Origin of the sequence: Streptococcus pseudopneumoniae ATCC BAA-960 = CCUG 49455 (genome assembly GCF_002087075.1) — a bacterium.
GTDB lineage: Bacteria > Bacillota > Bacilli > Lactobacillales > Streptococcaceae > Streptococcus > Streptococcus pseudopneumoniae.
This window is the reverse complement of sequence record NZ_MWSM01000018.1, coordinates 1-13,481: the sequence shown is the minus strand read 5'-3', so window position 1 is coordinate 13,481 and position 13,481 is coordinate 1. Positions and strand designations below refer to the sequence as shown.

Below are 13,481 nucleotides of genomic sequence, written 5' to 3'. Positions count from 1 at the left end.
GTGTTTTTTGCTGATGAGACTATAAATTTTGTAAAAAATGTGATAGAATAGACGACGGATAAAATAACGGAGGATAGCATGCAAAATAGACCAATCATTATTGGAGTGACAGGTGGTTCTGGTGGTGGTAAAACCAGTGTTTCAAGAGCCATTTTATCGCATTTTCTTGATGAAAAGATTTCCATGATTGAGCATGATTCATACTACAAGGATCAGTCTCATTTGACCTTTGAAGAGCGTATCAAAACCAACTATGACCATCCATTTGCCTTTGATACAGACTTGATGATTGAGCAGATGAAGGAATTGTTGGCAGGGCGTCCGGTGGACATTCCGACTTATGACTATACTGAACATACACGGAGCAGCAAGACCTATCGTCAAGAGCCTCAAGATGTCTTTATCGTTGAGGGGATTTTGGTCTTGGAAGACAAGCGTTTGCGCGATTTGATGGATATCAAGATTTTTGTGGATACGGATGACGATGTGCGCATTATTCGTCGTATCAAGCGCGATATGGAAGAACGTGGCCGTAGCCTTGATAGCGTTATTGACCAGTATCTAGGTGTGGTTAAACCCATGTACCATCAGTTTATCGAGCCGACTAAGCGTTATGCTGATATCGTCATTCCTGAGGGAGTCAGCAATACAGTAGCTATCGACCTGTTGACGACCAAGATTGCTAAGATTTTGGAAGAAGCTCGAAATAGCAAATAAACAGAATTGGAGGCCTTGCCTCCTTTTTCTATTTTTCCCTCATAATGGTACATAAATGGAGATTTTTAGGCATATTTTTGGTATAATAATACCCATGAAAGAGCAAGAAAAGGAATAGTAGGTGGAGATGGAAAAGTATTTATCGGTAACAACTTTGACCAAGTATCTGAAAATGAAATTCGATAAAGACCCTTACTTGGAACGGGTCTATTTAACTGGTCAAGTTTCCAACTTTCGTAAACGACCTACTCACCAATATTTCTCCCTAAAGGATGACCATGCAGTTATTCAAGCGACCATCTGGTCTGGGATTTATCAGAAATTAGGTTTCGACCTAGAAGAAGGAATGAAAATCAATGTGATTGGGCGTGTGCAGGTCTATGAACCAAGTGGTAGCTACTCCATCATCATTGAAAAGGCTGAGCCTGATGGGGTTGGGGCGCTTGCGATTCAGTTTGAACAACTCAAGAAAAAATTGACAGAAGAAGGCCTGTTTCAAGAGAGGTTCAAGCAACCTCTGCCCCAATTTTCTAAGAGAATTGGTGTAGTAACCAGTCGCAGTGGAGCCGTTATTCGAGATATTATCACGACCGTCAGCAGGCGATTCCCAGGTGTGGACATTCTTCTCTATCCGACCAAGGTGCAAGGTGATGGTTCTGCGGAGGAAATTGCTCGAAATATTGTGCGAGCTAATCAAGGGGACGATTTGGATTTACTCATTATTGGTCGTGGAGGTGGTTCTATTGAGGATCTCTGGGCCTTTAACGAAGAAATTGTGGTACGAGCTATTTTTGAGTCTCGTTTACCAGTTATCTCTAGTGTGGGACATGAGACGGATGTGACCTTGGCGGATTTTGTGGCAGATCGCCGCGCTGCGACACCAACGGCTGCTGCTGAACTGGCAACACCTGTGACCAAGTTGGATTTATTAGCTCATTTGCAAAATCAGGAAAAACGGATGGCAACGGCAGTCCGAAATGTCCTATCTAAGAAACAAGAAGCTTTGAAAAAATGCAGTCAGTCTGTTATCTTTAGACAACCAGAGCGGTTATATGATGGCTATATGCAACGCTTGGATCAACTGCAATTGCGTTTGAAACAAAGTTTGCGAACACGGATTTCTGATAACAAGCAATTAGTCCAAGCAAGGACGCATCAACTGGTTCAATTATCACCTGTTACCAAAATCCAACGCTATCAAGACCGTCTAGGCCAGTTGGATAAGCTCCTCCGTAGTCAAATGGCGCTGGTTTATGATGCCAAGGTTGCTGAAGTCAAGCGACTTTCAGAAGCTTTGCTCATGTTGGATACCAGTCGAATCGTGGCGCGTGGCTATGCAATTGTCAAAAAAGAAGAGTCCGTAGTTGATTCGGTTGAGAATTTAAAGAAAACAGACCAAGTGACGCTTTTGATGCGAGATGGTCAAGTAGAATTAGAGGTTAAAGATGTCAAAACAAAAGAAATTTGAGGAAAATCTAGCAGAACTGGAGACCATTGTCCAAAGTTTGGAAAATGGTGAAATTGCTCTGGAAGATGCGATTGCTGCCTTTCAAAAGGGCATGGTCTTGTCAAAAGAACTCCAAGCGACGCTGGACAAGGCTGAAAAGACCTTGGTCAAGGTCATGCAAGAAGACGGAACAGAAAGTGATTTTGAATGAAAAAGCAAGAAAAATTAGCTCTTGTCGAGTCAGCCTTGGAAGACTTTTATGGAGGCCAGCAGTTTGCCTCTAGTTTGCGAGAGTCTGTTCTCTATTCTATTCATGCTGGTGGCAAGCGTATTCGACCTTTTCTCTTGTTGGAAGTTCTGGAAGCCTTGCAGGTGGCTATTAAACCAGCTCACGCGCAGGTGGCCGCGGCCTTGGAAATGATTCATACAGGGAGTTTGATTCACGATGACCTTCCTGCTATGGATGATGATGATTACCGTCGGGGACGCTTGACCAATCATAAGAAATTTGGTGAAGCTATGGCCATTTTGGCAGGAGATGCTTTATTCCTAGATCCTTACGCCTTGATAGCGCAGGCAGATTTGCCAAGTCAGATTAAGGTAGACTTGATTGCCAACTTATCCCTTGCTTCAGGTAGTCTGGGTATGGTAGCAGGCCAGGTTTTGGATATGGAAGGCGAACACCAGCACTTGTCTTTGGAAGAACTCCAGACCATTCATGCTAATAAGACTGGAAAACTGCTAGCCTATCCCTTCCAAGCAGCTGCTATCCTAGCAGAATTGTCACCTGAAATGCAGGCAAAGCTGAAAACTGTGGGTGAATTGATTGGACTTGCTTTTCAGGTCAGAGATGATGTACTGGATGTGACTGCCAGTTTTGAGGAGATCGGCAAGACACCTCAAAAGGACCTGCAGGCTGAAAAATCAACCTATCCTGCTTTGTTGGGCTTGGAAGAAGCTATTGCCTTTTGTAACCAAACTCTGGATCAAGCTAATGCCAAATTAGAAGAAATTGCCCAGCAGGTTCCCTTTGAGATAGAATCGATTGTAAGAGTAGTAGAAAGTTTGAGAATCAATGGCTAAGGAAAGAGTGGATGTACTAGCTTATAAACAGGGCTTGTTTGAAACGCGAGAACAGGCCAAGCGCGGTGTCATGGCTGGTCTAGTCCTAGCAGTCCTGAATGGAGAACGGTTTGACAAACCAGGAGAAAAAATCCCAGATGACACTGAGTTAAAACTCAAGGGGGAGAAACTCAAGTATGTCAGCCGTGGTGGCTTGAAACTGGAAAAGGCCTTGCAGGTCTTTGATTTGTCAGTGGAAGGAGCTACAACGATTGATATCGGTGCCTCTACTGGAGGTTTTACCGATGTCATGTTGCAAAATGGTGCTGAACTTGTCTTTGCAGTTGATGTTGGTACCAATCAATTGTCTTGGAAACTACGCCAAGACCCACGAGTTGTCAGCATGGAGCAGTTTAATTTCCGCTATGCTGAAAAGACCGATTTCAAGCAGGAGCCGTGCTTTGCCAGTATTGATGTGAGTTTCATTTCCCTTAGTCTGATTCTGCCGGCCTTGCACCGTGTCTTGTCTGATCAAGGGCAGGTCGTGGCTCTGGTTAAACCTCAGTTTGAGGCAGGTCGAGAGCAGATCGGGAAAAATGGAATTATTCGCGATGCTAAGGTTCATCAACATGTCCTTGAATCTGTCACAGCTATGGCAGTAGAGGAAGGCTTTTCAGTCCTTGGATTGGATTTTTCTCCCATCCAAGGTGGACATGGAAATATTGAATTTTTAGCATATTTAAAAAAAGAAGAGTCAGCAAGCAATCAGGTTCTTGCTGAGATTGAAGAAATAGTAGAAAGGGCGCATAGTCAATTTAAAAATGAATAAAAAAGAGAGACTTGAAAAAATTAGACGATTTGTGACAGATTATCAAATCGGTACACAAGAAGAAATTGTAGAACATTTGAAAGAGGCAGGCATCACTGCCACTCAGGCGACAGTATCACGTGATATCAAAGAGCTAGGCATTGTCAAAATTCCTTTGAGAGATAACACCTATGTCTATGAATTGCCAAAATCAATCGTAAAAAGTTTGCAACTAGCTGAATATAATATCGAATCGGCTCAATTGATGGACAAGATGATCAATCTCCAAGTTATTCCAGGAAATACGGCTTTTGTAAAAGCTCAGTTAATTGAGACTTTTGCGGATAAGATTTTCAGCTGTTTGGCTGATGATAGTTCGATTTTAGTCATGGCCAGAAGTGAAAGTCTAGCTGAGGAAATCTTTGAACAAGTAAAAAAATGGTAGGTCTATATGTTACTTGAAATTTCGATAAAAAACTTTGCCATTATTGAGGCTATTTCCCTCCATTTTGAGAAGGGGATGACAGTCCTGACTGGTGAAACAGGCGCAGGGAAGTCGATTATCATTGATGCCATGAATATGATGTTGGGAGCTCGTGCGACGACAGATGTTATTCGTCATGGTGCACCAAAGGCAGAGATTGAGGGGCTTTTCTCAGTTGAGAATAGTCGTCTTTTACAGGAAATTTTTGATGAGCAAGGTTTGGAATTGGGTGATGAAATTATCATCCGTCGGGAAATCTTGCAAAATGGTCGGAGTATTAGTCGTGTCAATGGCCAGATGGTTAATCTGTCTGTTTTGCGTGCTATTGGGCAACATCTGGTGGACATTCATGGTCAGCATGATCAAGAAGAGTTAATGCGTCCCCAACTGCATATCCAGATGCTGGATGAATTTGGTGATACAGCCTTTTGGGACTTAAAAGAAACCTATCAAACAAGTTTTGATGCCTACCGTAAAATGCGCAAGCAGGTTCTGGAAGTCAAGAAAAACCAACAGGAACACAAGGCACGTATCGAAATGTTGGAATTTCAAATGGCAGAGATTGAGGCAGCAAACTTGCAGGCTGGAGAAGACTTGTCTCTCAATCAAGAGCGTGATAAACTGCTCAACCATAAAAATATTGCGGATACACTGACCAATGCCTACAGTATGTTGGACAATGAAGACTTTTCAAGTCTGGCCAATGTTCGTTCAGCCATGAATGACATGGAAAGTGTCGAAGAGTATGACCCTGAATACCGTGAAATTTCAAGCTCACTGTCTGAGACCTACTATGTCTTAGAAGACATTAGCAAACGTTTGGAAGCTATTATTGAGGACCTTGATTTTGACGGCAATCGTCTCATGCAGGTTGAGAATCGTTTGGATCTCCTTCATACTATTACCCGTAAGTACGGTGGGAATGTAGACGATGTCTTGCTTTATTTTGCCAAGATTACGGAAGAATATAATCTCTTGACAGGCAATAACCTTTCATCTGAGGACATGGAAGCAGAGCTTAAGAAATTGGAAGTCAATCTTGTTGATTTGGCTGGTCAACTTGCCTCTGCTCGTCATGACTTGGCTCAGCAGCTCGAAGCAGAGATTAAACAAGAACTGCAAGACCTTTATATGGAAAAAGCCCAGTTTCAGGTTCGTTTTAGCAAGGGTAAATTCAGCCGTGAGGGCAATGAAATGGTTGAGTTTTATATTTCAACCAACCCTGGTGAAGACTTTAAACCCTTGGTTAAGGTTGCTTCTGGAGGGGAATTATCTCGTCTCATGTTAGCCATTAAGTCTGCCTTTTCACATAAAGAAGGTAAGACCAGTATTGTCTTTGATGAAGTGGATACGGGAGTTTCAGGTCGTGTAGCTCAGGCTATTGCGCAGAAGATTCATAAAATTGGTCAGCATGGTCAGGTTCTGGCGATTTCTCATTTGCCACAAGTGATTGCGATTGCGGATTATCAATTCTTTATTGAGAAGATTAGTAATGACCATTCAACGGTTTCGACTGTTCGTCTCTTGACGGCCGAAGAGCGAGTGGAGGAAGTTGCTAAGATGTTGGCAGGTGATGATGTGACCGAAGCAGCCCTGACGCAAGCCAGAGAATTGTTGAGAAACAGAGAGAAATAAGATGCCTGACTATTATGTAATTGGAGATGTTCACGGAAAAGCTGGGATGCTGGAAGACCTTCTCAAAACCTGGGATGGTCAGACCCAGTTGCTCTTTCTAGGGGATTTAATTGACCGTGGTGAAGATAGTTGCCGTGTCCTTGAAATGGTCAAGGATTTAGTGGACAATCAAGGGGCTATCTGTTTATCAGGAAATCATGAGTATATGTTTTTGACTTGGCTAGATGATCCAGAAGAAAGCTATGACCACTATCGTCGTAATGGTGGTGATACAACTATTAACTCTATCCTAGGTCGTCCCTTGGATGCACCAGTTGACGGAGTGGAGGATGCCAAGCGTGTTGCTACTGAAGCGGCAGACTTGGTCAAATTTATTCGTCAAATGCCATTTGTGGTAGAGACAGACAAGTATATCTTCGTTCACGCAGGTATTGATTTGACCTTGGACGACTGGCATGAAACTACAGATTACAAGAAAGTATGGCTTAGAAAACCATTCCACGAAGCCGAAAATCATACTGGAAAAACCATTGTCTTTGGTCATACACCGGTCTATGGTTTGTTAAAGCAAGAGCGAGGTACTGCTGAGCTTTGGACTACAGAAGATGGCAAGATTGGGATGGATGGAGGAGCTGTCTATGGTGGTGTCCTTCACGGGATTGTCTTTACAGATCAAGGGATGACAGAACATCACTTTATTGAGAATGACGGCTTTGTCGCTGAAGATTAGTACTCCTAGCAGGGGATGGTCTTGTCAAAATGTCAAAAACAATTTATAATAAATAGATACCCTGAAAGGAAGAGAATCATGAACTTAGAAGAATTGAAAAAACGACAGGAGAAGATCCGTAACTTCTCTATTATCGCCCATATTGACCACGGAAAATCAACTCTAGCAGACCGCATTTTGGAAAAAACTGAGACAGTCTCCAGTCGTGAAATGCAAGCTCAACTTTTGGATAGTATGGATTTAGAGCGGGAACGTGGGATTACCATTAAGTTGAATGCCATAGAGCTCAATTACACTGCAAAAGATGGGGAAACTTATATTTTTCACTTGATTGACACACCAGGACACGTAGACTTTACCTATGAAGTTTCACGTTCGCTCGCTGCCTGTGAGGGGGCGATTTTGGTGGTTGATGCTGCCCAAGGGATTGAGGCTCAAACTCTTGCCAATGTTTATCTGGCCTTGGACAATGATTTGGAAATCATGCCTGTTATTAACAAAATTGACCTGCCTGCTGCAGACCCTGAGCGCGTGCGTACGGAGATTGAAGATGTCATTGGTTTGGATGCCAGTGAAGCAGTCTTAGCATCTGCCAAGGCTGGTATTGGGATTGAAGAAATTCTTGAGCAAATCGTAGAAAAAGTGCCAGCACCAACGGGTGATGTGACGGCACCACTAAAAGCCTTGATTTTCGACTCTGTTTACGATGCTTACCGTGGAGTTATTCTTCAAGTGCGTGTCATGGATGGGGTGGTCAAACCTGGCGATAAGATTCAGCTCATGAGCAATGGCAAGACCTTTGATGTGACCGAAGTCGGTATCTTTACACCCAAAGCAGTTGGTCGTGATTTTCTTGCGACTGGTGATGTTGGTTATATTGCGGCTTCTATCAAGACGGTTCAGGATACTCGTGTGGGGGATACCGTTACCTTGGCAACCAATCCTGCAACAGAGCCATTACATGGCTACAAGCAGATGAATCCTATGGTCTTTGCGGGTCTCTATCCTATCGAGTCAAACAAGTACAATGACCTGCGTGAAGCCCTTGAAAAATTGCAACTGAATGATGCTAGTCTTCAGTTTGAACCAGAAACATCTCAGGCACTTGGATTTGGTTTCCGTTGTGGATTTCTTGGCCTTCTCCATATGGATGTTATCCAAGAACGTTTGGAACGTGAGTTCAACATCGACCTCATCATGACAGCTCCATCTGTTATCTATAAGGTTAATTTGACCGACGGTGAGTCTATGGATGTGTCCAACCCGTCTGAATTCCCAGATCCAACTAAGATTGCGACCATTGAGGAGCCATATGTTAAGGCGCAAATCATGGTACCACAGGAGTTCGTCGGAGCAGTCATGGAATTAGCTCAGCGCAAGCGTGGTGACTTTGTGACGATGGACTATATTGATGATAACCGTGTCAATGTCATCTATCAAATTCCACTGGCTGAAATCGTCTTCGACTTCTTTGATAAACTTAAGTCTTCGACACGTGGTTATGCAAGTTTTGACTACGAATTGTCAGAATATCGCCCATCTAAGCTAGTGAAAATGGATATCCTTCTCAACGGAGACAAGGTGGATGCCCTCAGCTTTATCGTTCACAAGGACTTTGCCTACGAACGTGGGAAACTCATCGTTGATAAACTCAAGAAAATCATCCCTCGCCAACAATTTGAAGTTCCAATCCAAGCGGCTATTGGACACAAGATTGTCGCTCGTACTGATATCAAGGCCCTTCGTAAAAACGTACTTGCTAAATGTTATGGTGGTGACGTTTCTCGTAAACGCAAACTCCTTGAAAAACAAAAAGCTGGTAAGAAACGTATGAAAGCTATCGGATCAGTAGAAGTTCCACAAGAAGCCTTTCTTAGCGTCTTGAGCATGGATGAAGAATAAGTTATCAGAAATGCCTTTCCTTCTTCACAGGAAATGTATATAAGAATCAATCGTAAAGCAGGCTTAGATGGTCTGCTTTTTTATAAACTATCAAGAAATCGGAGAAAATAATGGTATAGTAGATTGAAACTAATAGTACACCTCTACTTTTAAAACATTGTTAGAAATAGATTTGACTGTCCTGATAGATTTGCCCTGTTCTTATTTCATTTCACTATAAAATTTTAAATTTGTGACCATATCTTGACTGTATTTTCCTCTCTTTTTCGAATAAATAAATAGAATAATCAAATCTAGATTAAAAAATGTGCTATAATGAAAGGAGAAGCAATATGACTGTACGTCATCCGGGCATTAGCCCGACCAATGATTTGGTTGCTAAGAAGATTTTTAGCAATCCGGAAATCACTTGTCAATTTATTCGCGATATGCTGGATTTACCAGCAAAAAATGTGACCATTTTGGAGGGAAGTAACATTCACGTCTTGCCTTCCCTGCCCTACTCGGCTCAGGATTTCTATACCAGTATAGATGTCTTGGCGGAGTTGGATAATGGTACGCAAGTTATCATCGAAATTCAGGTTCATCATCAGAATTTTTTCATCAATCGTTTATGGGCTTACTTGTGCAGTCAGGTCAATCAAAATCTTGAAAAAATTCGTCAACGAGAAGGTGATACTCATCAGAGTTATAAACACATCTCACCAGTATACGCTATCGCAATTGTGGATAGTAACTACTTCTCAGATGACTTGGCTTTTCATAGTTTTAGCATGCGAGAGGATAGGACAGGTGAGGTTTTAACAATTACAAACAATGGACAGGAAAACCATCTGGTTAAGATGGCATTCTTGGAACTAAAAAAATACAGAGAAACCAGCAAAGACGAGGTTCGCAAGCCATGGTTGGAGTTTTTCGGGAATAAACCCTTTACCCAAGAACCTGAGCGAGCCATCAGCCAAGCAGACCAACTGCTAGATTACAAGAGCTGGTCCGAGGAGGACAGGGAGATGTTTAGTCAACTACGTATGCGAGAAGAACAAGCCTTATTAGCACAGGACTATGCCTTGGAACAAGCTGAAGAAAAAGGGTTGGAGAGAGGTCGTGCAGAGGGGCTTGAACAGGGATTAAAAGTAGGTTTAGTAAATCTAGTCCGCCAAGGTCTTCTGACTTCTGAGGTTGCTAGCCAGCAGTTGGGCATAACCGTCGCTGAGTTTGAGGAGCTATTGAAAAAATACAAATAAGCCCTAAAAAATACAGAGAAACCAGCAAAGACAAGGTTCGCAAGCCATGGTTGGAGTTTTTTGGGAATAAACCTTTTACCCAAGAACCCGAGCGAGCCATCAGCCAAGCAGACCAACTGCTAGACTACAAGAGCTGGTCCGAGGAGGATAGGGAAATGTTTAGTCAAGTACGTATGCGAGAAGAACAAGCCTTGTTAGCACAGGAATATGCCTTGGAATAAGCGGAGGAAAAGGGCTTAGAACGTAGTCGTGCAGAAGGTATTGAACAGGGACTAGAACGCGGTCGAGCTGAGGGTATCGAAAAAGGTTTAGAGAGAGGTCTTGAGCGTGGGCGAGCAGAAGGAGTTGAACAAGGACTGGAGCTCGGGAAAGCTGAAGGTAGTTTCGCCATGTTAGCAAATCTAGTCCGCCAAGGTCTTCTGACTTCTGAGGTTGCTAGCCAGCAGTTGGGCATAACCGTCGCTGAGTTTGAGGAGTTATTGAAAAAATACAAATAAGCCCTAAAAAATACAGAGAAACCAGCAAAGACGAGGTTCGCAAGCCATGGTTGGAGTTTTTTGTAACTCTCTATCTCCTAGATAGGGTTCGATAAAATATAGTGATTTCGGAGTTAGCTAGTTAGGTCATTTGTAAATCAAGTAAGCCTAAGAGAAGTAGTGATCTTAGAAAAACTGGAGCTGGCTAGCTAATAATCTAATCTATACGAATCCCTAAGCAAGGGGTTAGAATCTATAAACTGGCCTATGATTTAGTTTTATCCATAAATGATAAAAAAGAGGGTATGGCGTGGCTACTACAGAAGAGCGGCTTTTTAATCATACAATGCTAGGATTTGTTTTTATCAATTAGCTTTTGATGTGCTTAACATCAGGGGGAAACACTTCGAAACAAACTGTAACTAAAATGTTATCAAATTGTAATAAAACCTTGATTTGTATATGTTTCTCAAGACAGAATCGTCAGGAAGCTTGATAGAATAGCTTTGTACAGCCTATCCATATATATATATATATATATATATATGGATAGGCTGTCTTTTTCTTGATACTAAGTGAGATAAAGAAGTCAAATGATTATCTTTTTAAAGTAATTTAAGGTATAATAGTTTAGTCATATCAGGTTGAATGATTGAGTGCATTTTTGATTCACAAGGCAAACCTTTGCATTGTGTTACAGTTATGGACTCAGTAATTACACTTGAAAAAATTTAAACTAAAAAGGGGAACATCTAATATGTTTTATAGTGAGAAGGACGATAGAGAAAAACAATTACGTTTTTCGATTCGTAAGGTTAGTTTTGGAGCTGCTAGTGTTGCAGTAGCAACGCTCTATCTCTTTATGGGAAGTGGAGCGGTATCTGCTGCGGAAGCGCAGGCCATACAGTCAAATGAGGAGGTGGCAGCTGATAAGGATTCGGAAACAGAGAAAAAATCAGAGGATCCACAGCTAACCTACGCTGCTCCTGCTGCTCAAGAACAAGGATCTGCAATTAATACTGAAGCCAGGGATGAAGGTAAGCAAGAAAGTCATCCAGAGACCGAAAAGGAACAAGCAGCTTCATCTGAAAGAAGAGAGACTATAACAAAGACTCAATCGGATGAAAACTCTGTAAGTGGGGATTCTAGCTCTCCAAAATCTACAGAGGGCAGTGAAGCTTCAAAATCTGAAGGTGAAGCTACAAGAACAGAAGAAGCAAGCAGCAAGCCAAAAGTACGTAAAAGACGTGATGCAGACTCTGCTTCAACGGCGACTGTAGCCGATGCCGATCCAGATGCAAATCAGACTTATGAAGCTCCTGAGGATGGTGCAAGTGTAGATACATTGGCAGATAAATTAAAAGATCTACCTGAAACAGTAGAGAATGAGAAAAAACTTGGTAAGATAGACCAAGTTGGTAATACCAAAACTATAAATCAAGGTGAAGTGAAGGAACTTGGTGAATTTGGTGGTTGGAAGGCAGTTAATGGCGGAAAATTTGCTGTTGCAAAAAAGACAGATAGAGGGGTCTTTCCTATTGAAACTGTGAATACGGTGCGTTCGTCTAATGGTGATACTATGCATTATTGGACGTGGGTTAAAGAGTCTGTGTTTGATCGTAGCAATAATTATGCACTCTTTTTATCCAAGGTAAGAACTCAAAAAAATCAAAATGAACGAACATTTGATGGAACAAACTATAAAACTGATGGTGAATCAAATGGTATTTCTAAAGGTTTGGAGGGCTTTAATGGGATTGAAAAAACATTTAAAGTTTATGGACAACAGGTAGGATCAAACGTAACTATTGAATTTAAAACAGGATATACTGGAGATATTGATGGGAGGAAAGCAAATTATAAAGTTGAACTGAAAGCTAACAAAGATGGTGCAGAAAAGATACTTTATACAGTTACGTTTGATCCTTCTAAAAATTTAACAAATGAGAACATGACAGTAACAAAAGCAACAGAGGATAAGAATAAACAATATTTTAGTACGTTACGTTCACATACAGAGACATCTACTTATAATGTTGAGTTAGAAAAAAATGTAAATAGACCACAGGGTATTCCTGGAAAATTTAAGAGTAAACTAATTAATATACCTCAAGGTTATACTGATTATACAGTTAGTATTAGTTCAGCTGATAATCAACATCTAGGTATGGGATACCAAGTTCCTTGGCAACATTATGCTTTACCAGTTACCGGAGAAGGATTTAAGGTTACTCAGGATACTAAAGAAGTAGCCAAGGATTTATCTCAAAAAGTTTATAATAAATTAACCCAACAAAAAGAAGAAGATACAAAATGGTCTACTCCTGAAACCCAGGCTGATTATGATGTAAGATTGCAAAAAATTAAGGAGAAGATTGATTTTGGAGCTAGTACTGGTGATTATAAAACAGTGGTGAGAGATGCACTAGAAAAACAGAGACAGTTGAACGAAGAGCAGCAAATAAAAGACAAAGCTACAAAAGCAATAGAAGATAAGCTTAAAGAAAAAGAAACAGAGATTGACAACAATAACAAGCTAAGTCCAAGAGAAAAAGAGGCGGCTAAGAAACAAGCCCAAGCGGAAGCGGACAAAGCTAAACAAGCCATCACGGATGCTCAGACCCAAGATGAAGTTACCAAGCAGGAAACTGAGGGAACTAAAGCTATAGGCGATGTGAATCCAATAGGAACAGACATGGCGGTAGATGCCATAGCAGCCGCTGCAGCAAGGAGAATGGCTGAGATAGAGGATGATGAAACATTATCAGAAGACGAAAAAACTGCAGCCAAGGAAGAAGTAGCGGAAGCTGTCAGAAAAGCAGGCGAAGCTATTAGGAAAGCTAAGCAAGCTAAAAATCAAGACGACGTTGATAAAGCCCAAGCAGATGTAATCTCTGAAGTAAATGCAATCAATCCAGTAGGAAAAGACAAAGCTACAAAAGCAATAGAAGATAAGCTTAAAGAAAAAGAAACAGA

The 13,481-nt window shown here is 41.6% G+C and carries 11 protein-coding genes and 1 pseudogene; all 12 read left to right on the top strand.

Going from position 1 to position 13,481, the window contains the following annotated elements; translation table 11 throughout:
• The first annotated feature begins 78 nt into the window (after nucleotides 1–78).
• On the top strand, nucleotides 79–717 hold the full coding sequence (gene udk, locus B4W83_RS04440; protein WP_001181364.1) for a uridine kinase: 639 nt from the start codon (nucleotides 79–81) through the stop codon (nucleotides 715–717).
• A gap of 127 nt (nucleotides 718–844) precedes the next feature.
• A complete protein-coding gene (xseA, locus tag B4W83_RS04435) occupies nucleotides 845–2,185 on the top strand; it encodes an exodeoxyribonuclease VII large subunit (protein WP_025172076.1) in 1,341 nt (446 codons plus the stop codon).
• Nucleotides 2,163–2,375 carry an exodeoxyribonuclease VII small subunit gene (locus tag B4W83_RS04430; protein ID WP_000043226.1) on the top strand — a complete coding sequence of 71 codons (213 nt, stop codon included), beginning with the start codon at nucleotides 2,163–2,165 and terminating at the stop codon, nucleotides 2,373–2,375. The genes xseA and B4W83_RS04430 overlap by 23 nt, the downstream gene beginning before the upstream one ends.
• The gene (locus tag B4W83_RS04425) at nucleotides 2,372–3,247 is read left to right on the top strand and encodes a polyprenyl synthetase family protein (protein WP_000743839.1); all 876 of its coding nucleotides are present in this window, start codon (nucleotides 2,372–2,374) and stop codon (nucleotides 3,245–3,247) included. Before B4W83_RS04430 ends, B4W83_RS04425 begins: the two co-directional genes overlap by 4 nt.
• Nucleotides 3,240–4,055: a TlyA family RNA methyltransferase gene (locus B4W83_RS04420; protein WP_001041042.1), complete on the top strand. Its 816-nt coding sequence runs from the start codon at nucleotides 3,240–3,242 to the stop codon at nucleotides 4,053–4,055. Before B4W83_RS04425 ends, B4W83_RS04420 begins: the two co-directional genes overlap by 8 nt.
• Nucleotides 4,048–4,479, top strand: coding sequence for an arginine repressor (locus B4W83_RS04415; protein WP_001034403.1), 432 nt, complete (start codon nucleotides 4,048–4,050; stop codon nucleotides 4,477–4,479). Before B4W83_RS04420 ends, B4W83_RS04415 begins: the two co-directional genes overlap by 8 nt.
• Nucleotides 4,480–4,485: 6 nt before the next feature.
• On the top strand, nucleotides 4,486–6,153 hold the full coding sequence (gene recN, locus B4W83_RS04410; RefSeq protein ID WP_000923542.1) for a DNA repair protein RecN: 1,668 nt from the start codon (nucleotides 4,486–4,488) through the stop codon (nucleotides 6,151–6,153).
• Between the two features lies 1 nt (nucleotide 6,154).
• Nucleotides 6,155–6,883 (top strand): metallophosphoesterase family protein, encoded by a 729-nt coding sequence (locus B4W83_RS04405; protein ID WP_001113606.1) that lies wholly within the window; start codon nucleotides 6,155–6,157, stop codon nucleotides 6,881–6,883.
• Nucleotides 6,884–6,961: 78 nt separating this feature from the next.
• Complete coding sequence (gene lepA / locus B4W83_RS04400) at nucleotides 6,962–8,785, top strand: translation elongation factor 4 (RefSeq protein ID WP_001047210.1); 1,824 nt, start codon at nucleotides 6,962–6,964, stop codon at nucleotides 8,783–8,785.
• Nucleotides 8,786–9,117: 332 nt separating this feature from the next.
• On the top strand, nucleotides 9,118–10,029 hold the full coding sequence (locus B4W83_RS04395; protein ID WP_083022231.1) for an Rpn family recombination-promoting nuclease/putative transposase: 912 nt from the start codon (nucleotides 9,118–9,120) through the stop codon (nucleotides 10,027–10,029).
• A 5-nt stretch (nucleotides 10,030–10,034) separates the two neighbouring features.
• A pseudogene (locus B4W83_RS04385) lies at nucleotides 10,035–10,526 on the top strand (FliH/SctL family protein); the annotation flags it as partial.
• A 736-nt stretch (nucleotides 10,527–11,262) separates the two neighbouring features.
• Nucleotides 11,263–13,481 (top strand): DUF1542 domain-containing protein (locus tag B4W83_RS04380; RefSeq protein WP_142246430.1); only part of this gene is annotated, 2,219 nt, incomplete at its 3' end.